Annotated in this window: 15 protein-coding genes and 1 tRNA gene; 7 read left to right on the top strand and 9 right to left on the bottom strand. The window is 60.1% G+C overall.

All coding sequences use genetic code 11. The features are described from left to right. Positions 1 to 79: 79 nt before the first annotated feature. From C4K40_RS18565 to C4K40_RS18555, 3 genes are all read right to left on the bottom strand, one after another. Positions 80 to 2,488 (bottom strand): TonB-dependent siderophore receptor, encoded by a 2,409-nt coding sequence (locus C4K40_RS18565; protein ID WP_022639279.1) that lies wholly within the window; start codon positions 2,486 to 2,488, stop codon positions 80 to 82. Positions 2,489 to 2,604: 116 nt separating this feature from the next. After that, a complete protein-coding gene (locus C4K40_RS18560; protein ID WP_053130952.1) occupies positions 2,605 to 3,588 on the bottom strand; it encodes a DUF4880 domain-containing protein in 984 nt (327 codons plus the stop codon). Further along, positions 3,585 to 4,094: a sigma-70 family RNA polymerase sigma factor gene (locus C4K40_RS18555; protein WP_053130950.1), complete on the bottom strand. Its 510-nt coding sequence runs from the start codon at positions 4,092 to 4,094 to the stop codon at positions 3,585 to 3,587. The genes C4K40_RS18560 and C4K40_RS18555 overlap by 4 nt, the downstream gene beginning before the upstream one ends. A 175-nt stretch (positions 4,095 to 4,269) precedes the next feature. Here C4K40_RS18555 and C4K40_RS18550 point away from each other — a divergent pair, with 175 nt between their 5' ends. The 3 genes from C4K40_RS18550 to C4K40_RS18540 all read left to right on the top strand — a co-directional run bounded on the left by C4K40_RS18550 (position 4,270) and on the right by C4K40_RS18540 (position 8,123). Continuing rightward, the gene (locus C4K40_RS18550; RefSeq protein WP_053130947.1) at positions 4,270 to 5,232 is read left to right on the top strand and encodes a GNAT family N-acetyltransferase; all 963 of its coding nucleotides are present in this window, start codon (positions 4,270 to 4,272) and stop codon (positions 5,230 to 5,232) included. Between the two features lie 179 nt (positions 5,233 to 5,411). Continuing rightward, the gene (locus tag C4K40_RS18545) at positions 5,412 to 6,419 is read left to right on the top strand and encodes an NAD(P)-dependent alcohol dehydrogenase (protein WP_053130945.1); all 1,008 of its coding nucleotides are present in this window, start codon (positions 5,412 to 5,414) and stop codon (positions 6,417 to 6,419) included. A 93-nt stretch (positions 6,420 to 6,512) separates the two neighbouring features. Beyond that, on the top strand, positions 6,513 to 8,123 hold the full coding sequence (locus C4K40_RS18540) for a gamma-glutamyltransferase family protein (protein WP_053130943.1): 1,611 nt from the start codon (positions 6,513 to 6,515) through the stop codon (positions 8,121 to 8,123). A 23-nt stretch (positions 8,124 to 8,146) separates the two neighbouring features. On the opposite strand, the gene C4K40_RS18535 is transcribed toward C4K40_RS18540, so the two are convergent. Next, on the bottom strand, positions 8,147 to 9,295 hold the full coding sequence (locus C4K40_RS18535) for a MalY/PatB family protein (RefSeq protein ID WP_053130940.1): 1,149 nt from the start codon (positions 9,293 to 9,295) through the stop codon (positions 8,147 to 8,149). Positions 9,296 to 9,547: 252 nt separating this feature from the next. Between C4K40_RS18535 and C4K40_RS31960 the strand changes: the two genes are divergently transcribed. Both C4K40_RS31960 and C4K40_RS18530 read left to right on the top strand, forming a co-directional pair. After that, positions 9,548 to 9,673 (top strand): hypothetical protein, encoded by a 126-nt coding sequence (locus C4K40_RS31960; RefSeq protein WP_256223908.1) that lies wholly within the window; start codon positions 9,548 to 9,550, stop codon positions 9,671 to 9,673. 105 nt (positions 9,674 to 9,778) lie between these two features. Further along, the gene (locus C4K40_RS18530) at positions 9,779 to 10,819 is read left to right on the top strand and encodes an ABC transporter substrate-binding protein (protein WP_053130938.1); all 1,041 of its coding nucleotides are present in this window, start codon (positions 9,779 to 9,781) and stop codon (positions 10,817 to 10,819) included. A gap of 24 nt (positions 10,820 to 10,843) precedes the next feature. Here C4K40_RS18530 and C4K40_RS18525 read toward each other — a convergent pair whose 3' ends face one another. After that, positions 10,844 to 11,998, bottom strand: a complete 1,155-nt coding sequence (locus C4K40_RS18525; RefSeq protein WP_053130935.1) for an alpha-hydroxy acid oxidase — start codon at positions 11,996 to 11,998, stop codon at positions 10,844 to 10,846. Positions 11,999 to 12,111: 113 nt separating this feature from the next. Continuing rightward, the gene (locus C4K40_RS18520) at positions 12,112 to 13,023 is read right to left on the bottom strand and encodes a LysR substrate-binding domain-containing protein (RefSeq protein ID WP_053130932.1); all 912 of its coding nucleotides are present in this window, start codon (positions 13,021 to 13,023) and stop codon (positions 12,112 to 12,114) included. A 343-nt stretch (positions 13,024 to 13,366) separates the two neighbouring features. Here C4K40_RS18520 and C4K40_RS18515 point away from each other — a divergent pair. Next, positions 13,367 to 13,440 (top strand) — tRNA-Cys (locus tag C4K40_RS18515). Positions 13,441 to 13,893: 453 nt separating this feature from the next. Next, the gene (locus C4K40_RS18510; protein ID WP_053130930.1) at positions 13,894 to 15,636 is read left to right on the top strand and encodes an ATP-binding protein; all 1,743 of its coding nucleotides are present in this window, start codon (positions 13,894 to 13,896) and stop codon (positions 15,634 to 15,636) included. Positions 15,637 to 16,457: 821 nt separating this feature from the next. On the opposite strand, the gene C4K40_RS18500 is transcribed toward C4K40_RS18510, so the two are convergent. From C4K40_RS18500 to C4K40_RS18490, 3 genes are all read right to left on the bottom strand, one after another. After that, complete coding sequence (locus tag C4K40_RS18500; RefSeq protein WP_083456883.1) at positions 16,458 to 17,792, bottom strand: AAA family ATPase; 1,335 nt, start codon at positions 17,790 to 17,792, stop codon at positions 16,458 to 16,460. Between the two features lie 427 nt (positions 17,793 to 18,219). Beyond that, positions 18,220 to 19,284 (bottom strand): tyrosine-type recombinase/integrase, encoded by a 1,065-nt coding sequence (locus tag C4K40_RS18495; RefSeq protein ID WP_053130925.1) that lies wholly within the window; start codon positions 19,282 to 19,284, stop codon positions 18,220 to 18,222. A 3-nt stretch (positions 19,285 to 19,287) separates the two neighbouring features. After that, a complete protein-coding gene (locus C4K40_RS18490; protein ID WP_053130922.1) occupies positions 19,288 to 19,554 on the bottom strand; it encodes a DUF4224 domain-containing protein in 267 nt (88 codons plus the stop codon). Positions 19,555 to 19,557 lie beyond the last annotated feature (3 nt).

Here is a 19,557-nt window from a genome sequence, read left to right as displayed (position 1 = left end):
TAACAGATGTCGCCAGGAAGGTCGTATAGATTTTCGTCGCGTCTCCAATGACCGCCCGGCAGGCGCCGGGCGGATTGGGTCAGAAGTTCCAGCGGGTGCTGACCATCACGTTGCGTGGGTCGCCATAGTAAGCGGTGTTATAGAAACCGATGTTGGTGTAGTAGAACTTGTCGAACAGGTTGTTGACGTTCAGGGAAGCAGACAGGTTCTCAGTGACCTGGTAACGCGCCATTACATCCACCAGCCAATAGGCGTCTTGCGAGAATTCTTCGTAACTTTTCTTGGGGCGGTTGTACAGGTTCTGCCAGCTCTTGTTCTGCCAGCGAGCGCCACCACCGATTGTCCAGCGGTCCAATGGGCCCTTGAGTTTGTATGAGGTATAGAAACTGAGCTGGTCCTGGGGTTCCCAGGTCGAGACTTTGGTACCACCCTGGTCACGCACGACCTTATGGGTATAACCCGCCTGGGCTTGCCATCCGGGAGCCAGTTCACCGGACATTTCTGCCTCGAACCCCTTGGTCTTGGCGGTGATACCTTTGTATGCGTAACCGACTCCCGGGTTGGTGGGATTACCATTGTATTCAGCGTCCGGTTCTCGACGGTTGTCTTCATGCACTTCGAAGTACGCCAGGCTGGTATTGAGTCGGCCGTCGAAGAATTCGCCCTTCAGACCCAATTCGTAGTTCTTGCCCTCATTCGGTTCCAGCAACTTGTTGTTGCGGTCGCGGTTGACCTGCGGCATGAAAATATCGGTGTAGCTGGCATACGCGGTGAAGTTGTCGTTCAGGTCATAGGTGACGCCGACATAGGGCACCAGCCTTCCGGTTTCCTTGGCGTCGCCGGTCCCTGTCAATCTGTAGTTGGCAACCCGGGTTCCAAGAATGAGATTCAGATCGTTCGTGAGATTGAAGCGACCCGTGATGTAGGTGGCGGTTTGCCGGGTAGTTTGTTCATTGATCTGGGATGGTTCTCCCCAGTCTGGCTTCGGGAAGTTGCCATTGAAGTTCCAGAAATCGATGACCCTGTCATTGGCGTGGATAGGGCGGCCATAACCCTTGCTTTTCCAGTGAGCGGTCGAGGCCGCAGCGCCGATGACCAGTTCATGATCGCGGCCTAATAGGTTGAAGGGGCCGCTTGCGTACACATCGACAGCATCGGTGCGAGTTCTGCCGGTGTATTTTTCTGCATAGAGCGTCGACTTGCCGGTAGCAGGAAATGGGCCGAGCTGGATCGATCCCAATGGGGCGTCATAGCCATTGATCTGGTGAGTCAATTGACCCTTGGCTACCCAGCCATTGGCGAAGCTGTGTTCCAGGGTCGAGAACACGCTTTGGGTGTATTGTTCCCAACTGCTCCACTTGGCTCCGTTGTTGAAAGAGCGTTTGGCTTCGATCCGGTCGCCGTTGCGATCGAACAGAGGACGGCTGCCCGACCATCCTGCGCTGCGGGGGTCGCTGTTCTGATAGTCGAATCCTACAGTCAGCAATGTGTCATCGGTCAGGTCTGCCTCCAGAGTGCCGAAGTAAACGCTGGTCTTGCGTGAGTAGCGATCCATGAACGAGCGCTTGTCCTGATGTGCCGCTATTGCACGTCCGCGCAGGTTGCCACTGTCCGTCAGCGGTCCGCTGACGTCGATCTGCGAGCGATAGTTGTCCCAGCTACCGGCACCCAGCTCGAGGCTGCTCTTGAAGTCGTGAGTCGGTTTCTTGCGGATCAGGTTGATGGTCGCGCCGGGAGCACCTGCCCCGGTGAGCAAGCCCGTGGCACCTTTGAGAACTTCCACCCGATCATAGATGGCCATGTCGCTCAGGGTCTGACCAGAGGAGTAAGCCGAGTTGCGCAGGGTCGGGATGCCGTCGTACTGGAAGTTCTCGACGGAGAAGCCTCGTGCAAAGTAGTTGGTTCGCTCGCTGTCATAAGTCGAGACGGTAATACCCGGCGTGTGCCGCATCACATCGTCGATGGATTTGAGTGCGAAGTCATCCATGTGCTGGCGCGTGATGACGGTGATCGATTGTGGTGTTTGCCGGGGAGTCAGCACCAGGCGCGTGGCTGTGGCGATGGTGCCCGGTGTATAGGAGCCTGTGCCTTCGGTGACGGTCCCTAACTGGTTGGCAACGACGCTGGTCGTTCCCAACTGCAATGGGCCGCTGGCTACTTCGGGGGCCACTTGAACCCGGTAGCCTTCGCCTTCTTTCACTGCCACAAGACCCAATGGGGCCAGTAGCTGTTGCAGCCCCTCGCTGACGGCGAAACGGCCCTTGAGGCCTGGGCTGCGTAGGCTCTGGGTCAGGTTCGAGTCGACGGCGATCATGGTTCCGGACTGCTGGCCAAAGGCGCCCAGCACCTGGTCCAGGTTGCCTGGCGCGATGTCATAGCCTACAGACGGGATATCCGCAGCCAGCAGGGGCGGGCTGCAGCTGGCGATGGCAAGGCCGATGACGACCGTGCGCAACGCAGCGGCAAGTGGCGTGAGGCGAATGTGCATAAGGAAAATCCGTGGGTTGGAAAGGGTTGGCGCAGAGCTGTTTTCCAGCTTCTTCCCTGGTCTTGATGCACGAGATTGAAAAAACTGCCGCCGTCCAGAAAAAAACTGAGGAAAAATCAGGCAGCGTCCACGGAGGCCCAGTACCCCATTACCCGCCGGATGCGAATCGGCAGGGTCTTGGCCAGCAAATCGAGGCTGGCGTCCGGCTGGTTCAGGGAGAACGAGCCGGAAACCCGCAAACCGGCGACTTCGGCGGCGCAGCGCAGCAGGCCGGGGCGATAGCGGTCGAGTTCGGCGATCACCTCGCCCAGGGGGCGACGCTCGGCAATCAGCAGGCCCTGGGTCCAGGCATTGGCCGTGGTGGGCACGACGGCCAGGGCGCCGATCCGCTGTTGGGCGACATCCACTTGCTGGCCCGGGCCCAGGTTTAGCGCAGGGGCATGGGCGGTACTCACCGAGCTGCTGCCGGCCAGCAGTTGTACCCGGGTGCCGCTGATGCCCGGCAAGCCAACGCTGAGGATCAGTTGTGAGCGCGGCGCGAGCTGGATGCGTCCATCGGCGGTGATGACCTGCACGGGCGCGGCGTTGCCCAGGGTCAGCAACAGGCGGCCGTTGTTGAGCCGCAGTTGCAAGCCCTGGGGGCTGGCCTGCTGATCGAGGCTGGTGCGGGTGTCCAATTGCAGGCTGGCGCCAGCGGCCAGTTGCAGCTGGCGGCGCTCACCGGTGGCGGTGTGATAGTCGCTGAACAGCTGCGGCAACAGCAGTCGTTCGCGCACGCTCCAACTGCTGGCGGCCACCACACCCAGGCCGACGATGCCCTTGAGCAGTGTGCGCCGCCCCGGGTGACTGCGAGCCTGCAACAGTTGCCGGGCACGGGGCGCAGGCAGGCTGCGGGTGCTGTCGCGCAGGTCCTGGCCGATGCCGGCCAGGCGCTGCCAGGCCAGGTCATGCTGCGGGTCGGCCCGGCGCCAGGCCAGGCAGGCGGCCTGCTGCTCGGGGCTGCTGATGCCCGATTGCAGCAGCACCAACCACTCCAGGGCCTGGTCCAGAACCTGCTGTTCCACAGCGCCCTGATCGTCCACCGGCTGGAAGGCGTTCATCCCGGGTACACCGCCGCATAGCAATGGCGGTAGGCCTTGAGCATGGCTTTTTGCACCACGTTGACCGAGAGCTGCAGGCGTTCAGCAATCTGCGGGTAGGTCAGGCCTTCGAGCTGGGACAGCAGAAACACCTCGCGCACCCGGCTGCCCAGGCCGTCCAGCACCTGGCCCACGGCGTCCAGCGCCTCGAGTACCAGCAGTCGGGTTTCCGGCGAGGGCTGGTGCTGCGGCTCCAGCTGCGCAAGGGTCTCCAGGTACGCGCGCTCCAGGGCCTGGCGGCGGAAATACTGCCCGCACAGGCGGCTGGCCACGGTGTTGAGGTAGGCCCGGGGTTCGCGCAGCACCGGCAGTTGCTCGCTGCGCAAGATGCGCACGAAGGTGTCCTGCGCCAGGTCCATGGCCTGGTCCTGGTTGCCGAGCTTGCGTCGCAGCAGTTGCACCACCCAGTTGTGATGCTGGAGGTAGAGCTCGCCCACGGCTTGCTGGAGGGAAGGGGTGGGCACCATCGATAAGGATTCCGAGGTCGAGGTGGGCGAAATGGGTGCTTATGGTAATGCTTCTCATTATTGGGTGCTTGAATTTTTATCACTGTCCACCAGGGCTTGTCGTCACCCTGAGCCGGGGTTGTGGGCTAAATGGTTGTAAGGTACAACTAAATACCTCACTTGCGAGGTCGCCCTTATGTCGAGCCAATCCGCTTCCCTTATCCCGCAGTTGCGCCAAGCGTCCCGGCAGATGGTCCGCGAGCTGGGCTTCATGCAGGCCACCCTGGCCGCCACCGACTACCCGCCCTCGGCGGTGCATGCGTTGCTGGAGATCGGCCAGGGCCATGCCTTGACAGCCGGTGATCTGGTGACGCTGCTGGGGCTGGAGAAATCCAGCGTCAGCCGCCTGGTGCGCAAACTGGTGGAGGCGGGCGAGATCAGCGAACTGGCCCATGAACAGGACGCCCGCTCGAAGAAACTGCAACTCAGCGCCCGCGGGCGCCAGACCCTGGCGGGCATCGACCATTTCGCCCAGGCCCAGGTGGCCGCGGCCCTGGCGCACCTGACCGCGGAACAGCAGCGCAGTGCTTCTGCGGGCATCGCCGACTATGCCCGTGCGTTGCGCGCGGTGCGTCTGGGCGAGGCGCCAGAGCAGCTCGCATGCGGCACTATCGCCCGGGGCTACCGACCGGGGGTGATTGGCCGTATCGCCGAGATGCACGCTTGTTACTACGCCGCCCGGGCCGGCTTCGGCCAGCCCTTCGAAAGCCTGGTGGCGGCGGACATGGCCGAGCTGATGGGGCGTTTGCACAACCCGCGCAATGAAGTCTGGGTGGCGCTGCAGGGGGAACGGATTGTCGGTTCCATCGCCATTGATGGGGAGGGCGACGAGGCGATCCTGCGTTGCTTCATTCTCGATGAGGCTGCTCGCGGCCTGGGACTGGGCCGGCGTCTGCTGGCCGAGGCGCTGGCGTTCTGCGATCAGTGGAACTTTGCTGCCACCCGCTTGTGGACCTTCAAGGGCCTGGATGCGGCACGCGCGCTGTATGAGGAACAGGGTTTTGTGCTGGTGCAGGAACAGCTGGGCGAGCAATGGGGCGCGACCGTGACCGAGCAATGTTTTGTGCGGCCGGGAGTGGAGCCTTGTAGCCGCTGCTGAGCCTGCGAAGCTGAGCAAAGGCCCGCAGGGCCTTGCTGGCGATTTTGGGTCGAACCCGTAGCGGCTGAAAACCTGCATCCCGGCGATACAGTGCTCGCAGCCTGCGGCAGCGGCTACAGCCAGGCGTTCGGTGGTAGGGTTAGCCCCCTGGAAGATTATCGATCTGTGGAGTACCTCCCATGCAAGCCATCAAGCTCAGCCTGCCGGCATCCCTGGACAACCTGAAGCTCGTCGAGCTGCCCGACCCGGGCCAGCCCGGCGCCGGGCAAGTCCGGGTGCGGATCCATGCCTGTTCCCTGAACTATCACGACTATGCGGTGGTGACCGGCGGCCTGCCCACCGCCGATGGACGAATTCCCATGGCCGATGGCGCCGGTGTGGTGGAGGCCGTGGGCGAGGGCGTCAGCGAATTCAAGGTCGGCGACGCGGTGGTGTCCTGCTTCTTTCCCCATTGGCATGACGGTGGCCCGGCCATCGCCGACTTCAGCACCACCCCTGGCGACGGCGTCGATGGTTATGCCCGGCAGGTGGTGATCCAGCCCAGCCACTGGTTCACCCATGCGCCCAAGGGCTACAGCCACGCCGAAGCCGCAACCCTGACCACGGCTGGGCTCACCGCCTGGCGCGCACTGGTGGTGGACGGCGGCCTCAAGGCCGGTGAGACCGTCCTGGTGCTGGGTACGGGCGGGGTATCGATCTTCGCCTTGCAACTGGCCAAGGCCATGGGCGCCACGGTGATCGCCACTTCGTCCTCGGACGCCAAGCTGGCGCGGGTACGCGAGCTGGGGGCCGACCACACCATCAACTACCGAACCCAGCCGGAGTGGGGCGCCGAGGTGCTCAAGCTCACCGGCGGGCGGGGCGTCGATCATGTGGTGGAAGTCGGCGGCCCGGGCACCCTGGCCCAGTCCATCACTGCGTGCCGGATCGGTGGGCACATCGCCCTGATCGGCGTGCTCACCGGTTGGGCCGGGCCGGTACCCACGGCTGCCCTGATGGCCAAGCAGCAGCGCCTGCAAGGCTTGATCGTCGGTAGCCGCCAGCAGCAGGTGGAGATGATCCGTGGCCTGGAAGCCACCGGCATCAAGCCGGTGATCGACAGCACCTTCCCCTTGGCCGAGATCGCCAAGGCCTTCGCCCATGAAGCCTCCGGCGCCCACCTGGGGAAAATCTGCCTGAGCCTTTGAGGTCCAGCCAGGGCAACGTCGGTCGCTACTCCGGCGTTGCCGTCCATACTGCTTCAACGGTGTGCCGCAATCCGCTCTGGAAGGGCTCTGGCCATGTTGAAGTTCTCCGCTCATCACTACCCCTATGCCTCGCAACGCCAGAGCGTGTTCGCTCGCCGTGGCATGGTCGCGACGTCCCAGCCACTGGCCGCCGAGGCCGGTATCCAGGTCCTGCGCCAGGGCGGCAACGCCATCGACGCGGCGATTGCCACGGCTGCGGTGCTTACAGTGGTCGAGCCCACGGGTTGCGGCCTGGGCGGCGATGCCTTTGCCCTGGTCTGGACCCAGGGCCAGCTCCATGGCCTGAGCGCCAATGGCCAGGCTCCGGCAGCCCTGAGCATCGATGCGGTGAAGGCCGCGGGGCATGCGCGGATGCCGCTCCATGGCTGGACGCCAGTGAGCGTACCTGGCTGCCCGGCGGCCTGGGCCGAATTGTCACGGCGCTTTGGCCGGTTGGCGTTTGCCCGATTGCTGGAGCCGGCCATCGAACTGGCCCGCGACGGTTTCCCGTTGTCGCCGGTGGTCGCCCTGCAATGGCAGCGGGCCCTGGAGCTGTTCAGCGCGCAGGGTGATCCGGTACTGGAGCCCTGGTTCGCGACCTTCCTGATCGAGGGGCGTGCGCCGCGGGCCGGTGAAGTGTTCCGCATCCCGGCCCTGGCCCAGACCCTGCAAGCGCTGGCGGCCAGCGCTGGTGAAAGCCTATATCGCGGCGAGCTGGCCCAGCGCCTGGACGCCCATTCCCGGGCCACGGGCGGTTATCTGCGGGCCAGCGACCTGCAGGATTACCGGCCGCAATGGGTGCAGCCGATCAAGATCGATTACCGAGGCTATGAAGTCTGGGAAATTCCCCCCAGCGGCCAGGGGCTGGTGGCGTTGATGGCCCTGAAGCTGCTCGAAGGTTTCCAGTTCGACCAGCGCGACAGCCCGCGCACCTGGCACCTGCAACTGGAGGCCCTGAAGCTGGCCTATAGCGACGGCCTGCACTACATCACCGACCCGACCCATATGCGGGTGGCGGTCAGCGACCTGCTCAGCGATGCCTACAGCCGGCGCCGCCGGGCACTGATCGGTGACCAGGCGCGGCTCCCGACGGCGGGCGATCCCCAGGCCAGTGGCACGGTGTACCTGGCCACGGCCGACGCCGAGGGCAACATGGTCTCGTTCATCCAGAGCAACTACCACGGCTTCGGTTCGGGCGTGGTGCTGCCTGACAGCGGCATCGCCCTGCAGAACCGTGGCCAGGAGTTCAGCCTCGACCCGGCCCATGCCAATTGCCTGGCCCCGGGCAAGAAGACCTTCCATACCATCATCCCGGGGTTTCTCAGCCAGGGGGGCGTGCCCCTGGGGCCTTTTGGCGTGATGGGCGGCTACATGCAACCGCAGGGGCATGTCCAGATGGTGACGAACCTGGTGGACTTCGGCCTGAACCCTCAAGCGGCACTGGACGCCCCGCGTTGGCAATGGCTGGGCCAGCAGCAGGTCGCCATCGAGCACAGTGCCCCTGGCGAGTTGCTCGAGGCACTGGTTCGCCGTGGGCACCAGGTCCAGGTCGCCCATGATCTGAGCCGCTTTGGTCGCGGCCAGATCATCCTGCGCGACCCGCAAAGCGCAGTGCTCTGTGGCGGCACCGAGCCCCGGGCGGACTCGCATATCGCTGTCTGGTAGGCGCTAGGTGTGTGGCGCCTGGGTCAGCGCTGGCCCAGGTTCTGTTCCATGCGCCGGATGCCTTCTTCCAGCAGTGCCCGTGGGCAGCCGAAGTTCAGGCGCACGAACTGCTGGCAGTCGTCGCCGAATTCCAGTCCGGCACTGAGGCCGACCTTGGCCTGTTCGAGGAAGAAGGCGTGGGGATCTTCCAGGCCCAGGCCACTGCAATCGAGCCAGGCCAGGTAGGTGCCTTGCGGTGCGTGCATGCGGATGCCCGGCAAGCGAGTGCGCACCGCTTCGAGCAGGTAGTCGCGATTGGCTTGCAGGTAGGCGATCAGCTCCTGGCGCCAGGCGTCGCCCTGGGTCAGGGCGGCGTGGGTGGCTTCCAGGCCCAGGGGGCTGACGCTGTCCACCATGCCGGCGCGGGCGTTGTTGAAGGCCAGGCGGGTGGCCGGGTCCTGGACGATGGCGAAGCAGGTCTTCATGCCCGCGACGTTGTAGGCCTTGCTGGCCGACATCAGGGTGATGGTGCGCCGAGCGATCTCCGGGCCGAGGGTGGCGGTGGGGATGTGTCGGCGACCGTCGAAGCACAGCTCGGCGTGGATCTCGTCGGATACGATCAGCGCGCCCTGTTCCAGGCAGGCCTCGGCCACTGCTTGCAGTTCTTCCCGGGGGAAGACCTTGCCCAGGGGGTTGTGCGGGTTGCTCAGCAGCAGCGCGCCGGCGCCTCGCAGGGCCTGGCGCAGTTCGGCCAGGGGCGTGGTGTAGGTGCCTTCGGCGGTGACCTGGAACGGCACCTCGATCTTGCGCAGTTGCCAGTTGCCGGGAGCCAGGCGCAGGGGCCGGTAGTTGGGGGTCTGCACTACCACCTGCTGGTGCGGCTTGACGAAGGCGTGCAGGGCCATGTTGAAGCCCGGTTCGACCCCGGGCAGGAAGATCAGCTCATCCGGTTGCACGCGCCAGGCGTACTTGTGCCACAGGTCGGCGACGACCGCCGCGCGCAGCTCGTCGCGGGCCACGCTGTAGCCCAGCAGCGGATGCTCCAGGCGCTGGCGCAGGGCGTCGATGATCTCCGGGGCCGCGGCGAAGTCCATGTCCGCCACCCACATCGGCAATACGTCCTCGGGGTAGCGGCTCCACTTGGTACTACCGGTGCCGTGGCGTGGGTGCAGGGTATCGAAGTCGTAGCTCATGGGCGGGTCTCGTCGGCTTGCAAGGCAAAGGTGCAGAGATTCTAGCTGGCTTGTCCGGCATTGGGCATGGCCCCTGGGGTGCGCCTGCAAGGCAGCTTTTTCCTTGCCAGTGCCTCTTAAAAGCCTCGTTTCGCGATACCTGGGGTTCGGCGAACAATGGCCCCGGCATGCGCCTGCCCCTAGAGATGGGGTGTGCTGGCGCTGCACTACCGATCGGTTTGTTCTTCCTACAAAAACAACAGGGAGCAAGCGATGAATTGTCCTTCGAACATGACCTGGCCGGCCCCTGCACCCGGGCCCCGGGATACTTCCAACGAACCGGGCCATGGCGCCCGCGGCAACACCGCCAGGGCCTTGTGGCCCGCGGTACGGCACTGAAGAGCTTGCTCTTGCCTGGCGCGGTACCGCCCGTGGCTACGGTCGTTGCCAGGCTCATGCAGTGCGGGTTCGTGCGGGCGGACCGGCTTATTCGAGGATGGGTACATGTTCAATATCTTGCGTTGCGGTGTTGCGTGGTCGTTGTTGGTGCTGTGCACCGGCGTGGCGGCCGAGCCGCGGAACCTCACGGTCATCTCCTTTGGCGGCGCGACCAAGCAGGCCCAGGAACAGGCGTACTTCCAGCCGTTCAACCAGAGTGGCGCGGCTCGGGTGGTGGCCGGCGAATACAATGGCGAGCTATCGAAGATCAAGGCCATGGTCGAAGTCGGCAAGACCAGCTGGGACGTGGTCGAAGTGGAGAGCCCGGAGCTGCTGCGTGGCTGTGACGAGGGATTGTTCGAGCCCCTGGACCTGGGCAAGTTTGGTGACCCGGGGCAGTTCGTACCCGGCACCCTGACCGAGTGCGGGGTGGCGACTTATGTCTGGTCGATGGTCATGGCCTTTGCTCCGCAAAAGCTGGCCAGGGCGCCGGAGTCCTGGGCCGATTTCTGGAATCTCAAGGATTTTCCGGGCAAGCGTGGCTTGCGCAAGAGCGCCAAGTACACCCTGGAGATTGCCCTGCTGGCCGATGGCGTAGCGCCAGCCCAGCTGTACCAGGTACTGGGCACCCCGGAGGGCGTGAGCCGGGCTTTTGCCAAGCTCGACCAGATCAAGCCGTACATCCAATGGTGGGAAGCCGGCGCCCAGCCGCCGCAATGGCTGGTGGCCGGGGACGTGGCGATGAGCGCCGCGTACAACGGGCGGATCGCCATGGCCCAGAAGGAGGGCATGCAGTTGAGCATCCTCTGGCCCCAGAGCCTGTACGACCCGGAGTACTGGGCGGTGGTCAAGGGGTCGCCGAACAAGGCGCTGGCTGAGGAGTTCATCCGCTTCGCCAGCCAACCGGAGGCGCAGAAGGCGTTCTCGCAGCACATCCCCTACGGGCCGGTGCACCGCCAGGCCCTGGGGCTGCTACCACCTTCGGTACAGCGACAGTTGCCTACCTATGAAGCCAACTTGCAGGGCGCGCGAGCGGTGGATGCCGGCTTCTGGGTCGACCATGGCGAGGACCTGGAGCAGCGCTTCAACGCCTGGGCCGCCCGCTGAGCGAGCGCATCCTGGTTGGCAGGTTCAGGGCAAGGGATAGCTGCCGGGCACCAGCAGTTGCCGGTCGATCTGCTCGATCCGAGTGTGGCCACAAAGTGCCAGGGTCAGGTCCATTTCCCTGGCGATGATCTGCAAGGCCTGGCTGACCCCGGCCTGGCCCAGCGCGCCGAGGCCATACAGGTGGGCCCGGCCGATCATCGCGCCCTGGGCGCCCAGGGCCAGGGACTTGATCACGTCCTGGCCGCTGCGGATGCCGCTGTCGATCCAGACCTCGGCCTGGCTGCCAACGGCGTCGACAATGGCCGGCAGCATGGCGATGCTCGAGGGTGCGCCATCGAGCTGGCGTCCGCCGTGGTTGCTGACGATCAGCGCATCGGCGCCGCTGGCCACTGCCAGGCGGGCGTCTTCGACGTCGAGGATGCCCTTGAGGATCAGGGTGCCGCCCCAGCGTTGCTTGATCCACTGGATGTCGTCCCAGCTCAGGCAAGGATCGAACTGCTGGTAGGTCCATTCCGCCAGTTGGCGCATGTCGTGCACGCCCGTGACGTGGCCCATGATGTTGCCGAAATGTCGACGCCGGGTGCCCAGCATGCCGGCGACCCAGCGCGGTTTGCCCAGCAGGTTCAGCAGGTTGGCCAACGTCGGCCGGGGCGGGGTGCTGAGGCCGTTCTTCAGGTCCTTGTGCCGTTGCCCGCTCAGTTGCAGGTCGAGGGTCAGCACCAGGGCGTCGCAGCCTGCGGCCTTGGCCCGGTCGATCAGCCGGCCGACGAAGTCGCGGTCGCGCATCACGTACAGCTGGAACCAGAACGGCGCGGCCGTGGCTTCGGCCACGTCCTCCAGGGAGCAGATGCTGACCGTGGACAGGGTGTAGCGGATGCCGGCCGCTGCTGCGGCCCGGGCCGCGAGGATTTCGCCATCGGCGTGGACCATTCCCGCCAGGCCGGTGGGGGCGATGGCCAGGGGCATGGCCATGTCGACGCCCAGCCTGTGTACCTGCAACGAGCGATTGTCGATGTTGCGCGCCACCCGCTGGCGCAACTTGATCCCCGCGAAGTCGGCCTGGTTGGCGTGGTAGGTGCTTTCGCTCCAGGAGCCGCCATCGACATAGTCGTAGAACATCCGCGGCACCCGGCGCCGGGCCAGCCGGCGCAGGTCTTCGATGCAGGTGATGATGGGCATGGCGCACTCCTGTGTGATGGATCGCAGCAGACTAGTGCGCCGGGCCGAACAGGTTGCGGAAAACAATTCCCGGCGTGCGGGCGGTTTTTTCCCAGGTCCCGGCAAGGCGTGCCTCAACCCAGGGCGTGGGCGCTGCCCTGGACCACGGCGTCGCGGCAGATGCGTTGCAGCCAGTGGGCCAGGTCCTGGGCGGCGGGCGAGGGCTGCGGGATGTCCAGGGTGTAGTGGTAGGACGGCGGGCTGCTGACTTCCCCGAGGATCACCAGGCGTCCCTGGGCCAGCCAGCTACGCGCCAGGGACGGACGGGCTAGCACCACGCCCTGGGCATTGGCCGCGGCCTCCAGCAGCATGCCCAGGTCCAGCAGGGTCGGCCCCTGGTCGGGTTCCGGAAAATCCAGGCCGGCGGCCTGCAACCAGGGGCGCCAGGGTTCCAGGGGCGAGCGCAGCAATGGCAGCCGGGCAAAATCCGCCGGCAGTTGCAGGGACGTGAACCGGGCGAGCAGGGCAGGGGCGGCCATTGGCAGCAACTGTTCATCCAGCAAACGCTTGGCTGCTGGCGCCTCGAGACTGTCGCCACGGACCTCGAGGTCGCACTGGCCATTACTGGTGTTGGACAAGGGCGCCGAGAGCTGGATCTGCAGGTCGATCTGCGGATGGGCCCGGCTATGTTCGTCAAGGCGCGGGATCAGCACTTGCCGGGCGAAGGTCGGTGGGCTGCACAAGATCAGCCGCTGCTTGCGTTGCACGGTGCGCCGGTGCTGGGGAATGTCCAGCAACTGTTGCAGGACCGGGGCCACCTGTTCCAGGTACAACTGGCCATCGGCAGTAAGCCGCAAGCTACCGCCCTGGCGCTCGAACAGGCTCACCCCCAACAGTTGTTCGAGCCCAGCAATGCGCTTGCGCAGCGCGCTGCCCGTCAACGCCAGGACCTCGGCCGCCTGCTCGAAGCTCTTCAGTCGGGCGGCACTTTCGAAGGCCAGCAACGCATCCAGGGAGGGCAGGCGGTAGTCGTTGAAAGCCTTCATCGGGATTCCTTCGGGGGCGGGCCAGCAGCGGATCTTACGGGGTGGTGCGATGCAGGGCGAGCAATGCCCGGGGATGTATGGGATCATCCGCCCCTGGCCACGGCGCAGGGAGCGGACGCTTCCAGCCCGAAAAGCCTTAGAAACCCCTCGCTAGAAAAAATATCGAATAAGAGTTGCCAGGACTGGAAAACACGTCCATAATTGCGACCATTCCTCAGCGAGGAAACGGAAAAACTCTTTATAAATCAACAGGTTAGATAAAGAGTTAGGAAGATCGAAAAGATCCTCAAGCCGTTCCAGTTTGTACGTGTCCAGTGTTGTTTTTCAGGCATTGGATATTTGGGGCCGAGTAGCAAAATGGTTATGCAGCGGATTGCAAATCCGCCTACGCCGGTTCGATTCCGACCTCGGCCTCCACCCTTGAAAACCCCGTAGATTAACGTCTACGGGGTTTTTTATTGCCTGGGATTTGGGCAATCACTTCCGCAAAATTCTGGATCGCTTCCGCAAGCAGCCTGCTTTTGGCATCGAGCTGAGAGAGATTTCACAGGTTTGTTATGAACTGCTTTCGCTCCCTAGTCGTAGCTGCATTCAGATTAGGTTATTGGGAACAACAGCTTTCGACCAAAAGCGGTCATTGGTGAAGTCCATTGCTAAAAACAAAAAATCATTCAAGTTCGAAGTCGCTGTTTTATAAGCAGGGGACTGGTCGATAGAAAATGTGCGTGCGGTGGCTTCATATTGTGAGCGATGTCGGTGCACTCCCGCAGCGTCTGGCTATCGGTCATTGTAAAGCGCGATAAAGGGTAGTGACAGGCTCTATTTGGTGGCATTAAATTGCCACCTGTTGAATGAATCCAAGGATGAGTCATGGAGCAAGCCAATTTCCAGGTCGATGCGCGCTTGGCAACATTGCTGGGGCAGGGGTATTCGTCGACAGAGAAAGCTCTCAAAGAGCTGGTGGACAACGCGTGGGATGCCGATGCAGAAGAAGTTGTCATCGTTCTACCAGAGCCCTTGAGCGATCAGCCCATCGTTATAAGTGACAACGGCAATGGTATGACTGTGATCGAGCTGAAGTCTCAGTACATGAAAATCGCATCCGACTGTCGCCTCAGGCGAGGAGAACGGACTCTCGGTAAGCAAAGGGTCATTAAAGGCCGGAAGGGCATCGGCAAATTTGCGGGCCTGATGGCTGCGTCGGTGATGACCTTGAGTACTCGGGCTCGTGGCCAGTCCGCGTCATTTACGCTGAGCGTCGACGATCTCCTGCAGGTTGCTGATATCGAGCATCTTCCAATCGAAATAGCTCTGTCTGGCTGTGGGGAGGGCGAGCACGGCACCTCGATTCAGCTCACGCATCTCCGGCAGGATCTGAGCTACCCTAATCCAGTCCAACTCCGACAAGAGTTGATCAAGGAATATGGTCGGCACTCTGGATTCACCATCATCATTAATGGAAAGCCATTAGGCATTGATGATCTGGAAGGCACCTATAAGGAGGAGTCCGAGACATTGCCATCTGCAGGTGAGGTAGTGCTACGGTTTTCCATCAGCAACAAAAAGTCGGGCTTACGACAGCCAGGCATCACGCTACTTGTCGATGGAAAGGCCATCGGTAAACCTGGCTTCTTTGGGCTAGATGGATGTGATGACGTACCACCTAAGCTGCTGCGTAAACTCTACGGTGAGATTAGTGCTGATGAGTTGCGGGACTACATTACGGCTGGTTGGGATTCCGTAATCGAGAATAGTGAGAGCTACCAGCGGGTCGCTCAATACGTCCAGCAGACAGTGAAAGAAGCGCTCCATCAATCTCATACCCAGGAGATGCAGCTCGCGCATGCTAGGTTGAAGAAAGCGTTGAACCTAAGTATGTCGAGACTCCCTGAGCACAAACGTCAGTTCGCTGAGGAGGCCATCAAGAAGGTCCTGAGTAAGTACTACGATGAGCCTGAGCACAAGGTCGAGGCAATCGCTTTCGTGGTGCTTCAGGCGATTGAGCGCTCGGACTATGCAGCAGTCATCGAACATCTCGCTGAGGCCAAGAAGGCAGATGTCGCTGCGGTTGCTGAGGCGCTGGAGCAGTTTGGTCTTGCGGATATGGCGATCTTGGTGGAGCAGGCAAAAGCTCGGCTAGCATTCCTTGATTGGTTGGAAAATCTGGTAGAAAACAAGGCCTGTCTTGAGGTGACTGTTCACCGCGCTATTGAGAAAGCTCTCTGGGTCATTGGAGCTGAATACACCGCATTCAGCTCAAACGAAGGGCTCAGGAAACAGGTCGAGGAATATTTGGGTGTGAAGTATCAGGGGAAGTCTGGTACTGAACGGCCAGACCTCTTGCTCAACGAGAATTTGAATGGGGAGTACTTGCTCATAGAATTCAAAAGGCCTTCTCATGGCCTGAACCATGAGGATTACCAGCAAGCTACAAGATATCGGCATGAGTTCGCGAAGTATACGGAAAAGCCGATAACTGTATTGATGCTAGGCGGCCGACGGTCCACTGATTTCCCTGTGCAATATATTGAACCGAATGTGAAGATTTTTTTATTCAAAGATGTCATCGCGACAGCGCGCCGTCAGATTAAGTGGCAGTTAGAAAGGGTGTAGAGTGGAATGTTAATTTAATGGCTGTAGGGAGTATGTTGTAAAAAATACGTTTAAAATAATTAAGTAAGAGGCGATTTTAAGTGTCGGTGTCTGTTGGGTAATGCATTTTTGTTCAGGTTGCAGTGTTGTGGCTTAGGCGAGGCCGTCTGTTTAATTCAAAATTAAAAGTCGCCAGAAATACTCTGACAAGGCATAGTCACTGCTTTTGGCTAGTATGGCTTGTCAGAGATGCCTATTGTTGAAGGTTTATTATGCCTTCTTCATAAAAACGTTCAGACTGTTGAACAAGTGAAACATCGTTAACGAGTTCGTCGCAGCGCCCAAACCTTCGGAAGAAGCGGTTGAGATTGCAGGCATAAATTGTATACCCGCCTTTTGCGGATAGATCTACGTAAAGTCTTTCAAAGCGCCCAATGTGCTCATCATAATTATCAAGGTGCGGATGCACTATACGAAACAGCTGTGAGTTTTCTGGGTAGTTAACCCTAGGTGCTCTCAAAACTGGGTCGACCATCGTCTCGTAATTCGATTTGTACTCATTACAGTCTGAGCACACCACACATAGATTTTTGGGCTCAAACATAAAATTCAAGTATTGAGACTTCGGCAAAATGTGTTCGATCGGAGATCCTGCAGCTGAGCGGTTAGAGACTGGTCCTTGGCAGTAAGCACAGATTAAGCGCTGCACGTTCCTATAATGCTCTCGGATCTCTCGTCGTACCGGTTGAAGGTCATCATCCCCCCAGCTAGCGTGCGAGAAATCAGCGGAGCGTTTTTTCGCGTTGATCAGTTCTAGGGCGGCTTCACTTAGCGTTACGGGATTATTGATCATTGGCATAGCTTTCACACAGCATGGCCACAGAACGGATCAACTCTTTAACCGGGTCATTGCTCTCAAGCTGTTCGTTGAACTTTAGCAGCCTTTTAAGCTCTTCACGAGATGAGCGATCCAGCGTTTTGTTGTGCTTTACCTTAGCTAACAGATTGAAAGCAAGTCGGGAGATGTACTCGTTCATTATGCCAGGAGCGTCAAAAAGTTCTGCTAACTGGAAATCAGCCGATTTGTCGTGGAAGTCAGCTGCGTCATATAGCTCGCCTCTCGATAATGACGCGATGTAGCAGCCGTCACCGCGAAGCCTCGCTATAACTTGTGGTGAATGAGTGGCGATGACGAATTGGCAATCCCTGTAGCCGGAAAATGAAAAGGTTAGTAGCTCCATAAACTCTTCTTGCCATCTTGGGTGTAGGCTGATTTCGGGCTCGTCTATAAGAATTAATGAACCATCACATATGTGTCCAGCGATGCCAAGGATGAGAACTAAGAGGCACTGTTCGCCTGAACTGGCTTTCTTTAGCGAAAGCTGGCCAAAGTCCTTTTTTCGCAGGTTTAGATCTATAAGGCGGACAAACCCGGCATCCAGTAATACTATTATTGCTCGAATAAATTTGTTGCTTGTAGTACGGCCTCCAATTGTCATGGTGGAGTTCGTGAAATCAGCATTAAGCTCAATTGCACTTCTTGCTGTAAGTACTTTGTTAACTTTGGTCATGGCATCTAAAACTTCGAGCCGTCGGCCTAGTGGAAGGTTTTCTAGCAGCTCAAAATAACGCTCGTCTACTTGAATGCCATGCTCTCGCTCAAGTCTCCGCAGCTCTATTGCGAGACTGCTGCCCTCTACAAGGGATACGTTGTAACCTTTTTGTGTAGATTTCAGATAGCTAGGCTTTAAGATGAAGTCAGCCACTGGTTCGAAATTTAGTGAGTCGAATACAGCATTAAGGTCATGACTTCCATTTGCGTCGGATAGTTTTTCCAGTAGCCCCTTTGCCGCAGAGGAAATTAGTGATACTGAAGATGAAGACTGGTATATGCTGTCTGTGCGCATTCCGACATATCGGTATAATCCAGTTTGGGCTAGGCTGCGCCGTCTCTGACTTGGAAATTTATCGAATGGGCTTGTGGAAATAGCGATGATTTTCTGAAAGTATTCTAAGTAGTTTCCTAGTGTAACTAGATCTGCGAGTAGTCGGCTCTTGCCAATGCCATTTTTTCCGACGATTACTGTGTAATAGTTTCTAATTTTGGAGTCAAGCTTTGCTGGGGTAAGCTCTATTTGTTTGCCGTCAAAGTGAACATTTATCAAACGCTTAGCCATTTCGGAAAAACTCCATTTATACCTGCATCCTGTGCGGTCGCTTAGCCCTGATCAACCTGGCGAGTCTAATCCTTGAGCAATCACCTCGTGCGCGGAATGAGCAAGGTGATTTCCTGGGGGTGGAGGAGATCTTACAGGGAATGGCCATATAGCGGCATGTCCTGATTTCCGGCCTCTGAGAGGCTGGTTTGGTCAGTAGGAGTGGGGGAAGTGAGGTTATCCTTGGCGTGCTCTTCCTAGAGCTCCTCGTATCGTCCAAGAGCCAAAGGGAGGCTGGTCTCTCGTTTTCTTAGCCTGGGGGCGGCCGCTAGCTGTATCATTATCCTTAATAGTGGACGACACCAATGGCCACTATGGGGCGAAACCGGTCAATCACGTTCGCCTGCTATTTGCCATATGCTCCCAATAATGATCATGGCGCGTACGGTTATTTAGTAGGTTTTACGATCTCTCCAACTCGCCGATAGACCTTCTTCGTCATCTCCTCAGTTGAGTGCCCCAGCAGTCGGCTTGCATGCGTCAGCTCAATCTCACTAGCCGCCTTCGGCCGAATGTCCTTGAACTGAAACTGCCGAATACTGACCGCCAGTGCTGGGTCTCCATTGGCCGCAGCCTTGATGGCGGCTTTCTCCCGTGCATCGTCCCAGCGGTTGCGCAGCATCTGCTGGCTCATTCGTAGCCCTGAGGCGTTGGTGATTAACGTCGACGTTCTGATGCCGTTGATGGCCCTGCGCTCCTGGAGATCCACGATAAAGGCACTCAAGCCGGACTGGACGCCTTCTTCCTCCAGGCGCAGGCGTAGGCGCTTTTCGGTTTTGCCCTGGCCTATCAGTAAGAATCCGTTGTTCAGGTCGGTGGCGGCGATTTTGAGCACGTCTGCGGGGCGTTGTCCTGTCAGGTAGGCCAGGTCCATCGCGTCCTTCAGTTCCTGCACCGCCTCGGCGTAGACCGCATTCCATACGGTCTCGCCGGCGTAGTAGTCCCTGGGCTTTTCCTTGTTGCGGCGAACGCCGAAGCACGGGTTGGCTTTGTCGGTCAGGCCCCACTCTCGGGCAATGGTGAATGCGTGAGAGAGCAGGGCGATTTCTCGATTGGCCCGGACCTTGGCGGTTCTGGCATCGCGGTATTGGGCGATCACATGGGGGGTGATCGATTCGATAGGCGCGTTTTCAAAAGCTCTCCTGAGCTGTTTGAGTTCCTTGCGGTTGTCCGACTGGGTGCGGATCGATTTGCCGGGGATGATCTCTTTTTCGTACCGGTCGAATACGTAGCTCATCAGGTGGTTGGGCTTGGGTGGGGCTCTGCGTTCCAGCCTGGCCCATTCCACCTTGGCTTGATCGAGGTCGGTGCCCAGTGGGATCTCCTTGCGTTTGCCGGCGGCGTCCCTGCCGTCGTAGTAGTACGCCGTCCAGATCTGGCCGTTCTTGCCCTTTCTGATACGGCGCACCATGCGTGGCGGCAGGTCGCGGTTGGCTGTGGTTCTCTTGCGCACGGGTCAGCTCACATTCGCAAGGTTGAGCGACCAGACTTCAGTCACGGCACTAACTGCAGAGGGTTTAACACCAGCTAACTTCATCCTGGCGTAAACCCGGCCAACGATGGGGCGTCGGGCGCCAGTCAGAACAAACTCCCAATGGTTGTTGGTCAGCCATTGGATCTGTTTGGACGGGAGCTGATACCCGGTAATGGTGTGCAGTTCGTCCTGGTCAAGTGTTTCACTCTGCAGTGCGTTAGCTGTAGTTGGGGCGTTGTTAGTGGTCATGCG

The sequence above is a fragment of the Pseudomonas sp. CMR5c genome (assembly GCF_003850545.1).
GTDB classification, from domain to species: Bacteria; Pseudomonadota; Gammaproteobacteria; order Pseudomonadales; family Pseudomonadaceae; genus Aquipseudomonas; species Aquipseudomonas piscis.
Note: the sequence above shows the minus strand (reverse complement) of the source record. Positions and strands in the feature narration are given on the sequence as shown.

Bases quoted from the DNA above. Each gene is read 5' to 3' on its own strand.
- C4K40_RS18565 (WP_022639279.1), bottom strand. From the start codon at position 2,488: ATGCACATTCGCCTCACGCCACTTGCCGCTGCGTTGCGCACGGTCGTC.
- C4K40_RS18560 (WP_053130952.1), bottom strand. From the start codon at position 3,588: ATGAACGCCTTCCAGCCGGTGGACGATCAGGGCGCTGTGGAACAGCAG.
- C4K40_RS18555 (WP_053130950.1), bottom strand. From the start codon at position 4,094: ATGGTGCCCACCCCTTCCCTCCAGCAAGCCGTGGGCGAGCTCTACCTC.
- C4K40_RS18550 (WP_053130947.1), top strand. From the start codon at position 4,270: ATGTCGAGCCAATCCGCTTCCCTTATCCCGCAGTTGCGCCAAGCGTCC.
- C4K40_RS18545 (WP_053130945.1), top strand. From the start codon at position 5,412: ATGCAAGCCATCAAGCTCAGCCTGCCGGCATCCCTGGACAACCTGAAG.
- C4K40_RS18540 (WP_053130943.1), top strand. From the start codon at position 6,513: ATGTTGAAGTTCTCCGCTCATCACTACCCCTATGCCTCGCAACGCCAG.
- C4K40_RS18535 (WP_053130940.1), bottom strand. From the start codon at position 9,295: ATGAGCTACGACTTCGATACCCTGCACCCACGCCACGGCACCGGTAGT.
- C4K40_RS31960 (WP_256223908.1), top strand. From the start codon at position 9,548: ATGAATTGTCCTTCGAACATGACCTGGCCGGCCCCTGCACCCGGGCCC.
- C4K40_RS18530 (WP_053130938.1), top strand. From the start codon at position 9,779: ATGTTCAATATCTTGCGTTGCGGTGTTGCGTGGTCGTTGTTGGTGCTG.
- C4K40_RS18525 (WP_053130935.1), bottom strand. From the start codon at position 11,998: ATGCCCATCATCACCTGCATCGAAGACCTGCGCCGGCTGGCCCGGCGC.
- C4K40_RS18520 (WP_053130932.1), bottom strand. From the start codon at position 13,023: ATGAAGGCTTTCAACGACTACCGCCTGCCCTCCCTGGATGCGTTGCTG.
- C4K40_RS18510 (WP_053130930.1), top strand. From the start codon at position 13,894: ATGGAGCAAGCCAATTTCCAGGTCGATGCGCGCTTGGCAACATTGCTG.
- C4K40_RS18500 (WP_083456883.1), bottom strand. From the start codon at position 17,792: ATGGCTAAGCGTTTGATAAATGTTCACTTTGACGGCAAACAAATAGAG.
- C4K40_RS18490 (WP_053130922.1), bottom strand. From the start codon at position 19,554: ATGACCACTAACAACGCCCCAACTACAGCTAACGCACTGCAGAGTGAA.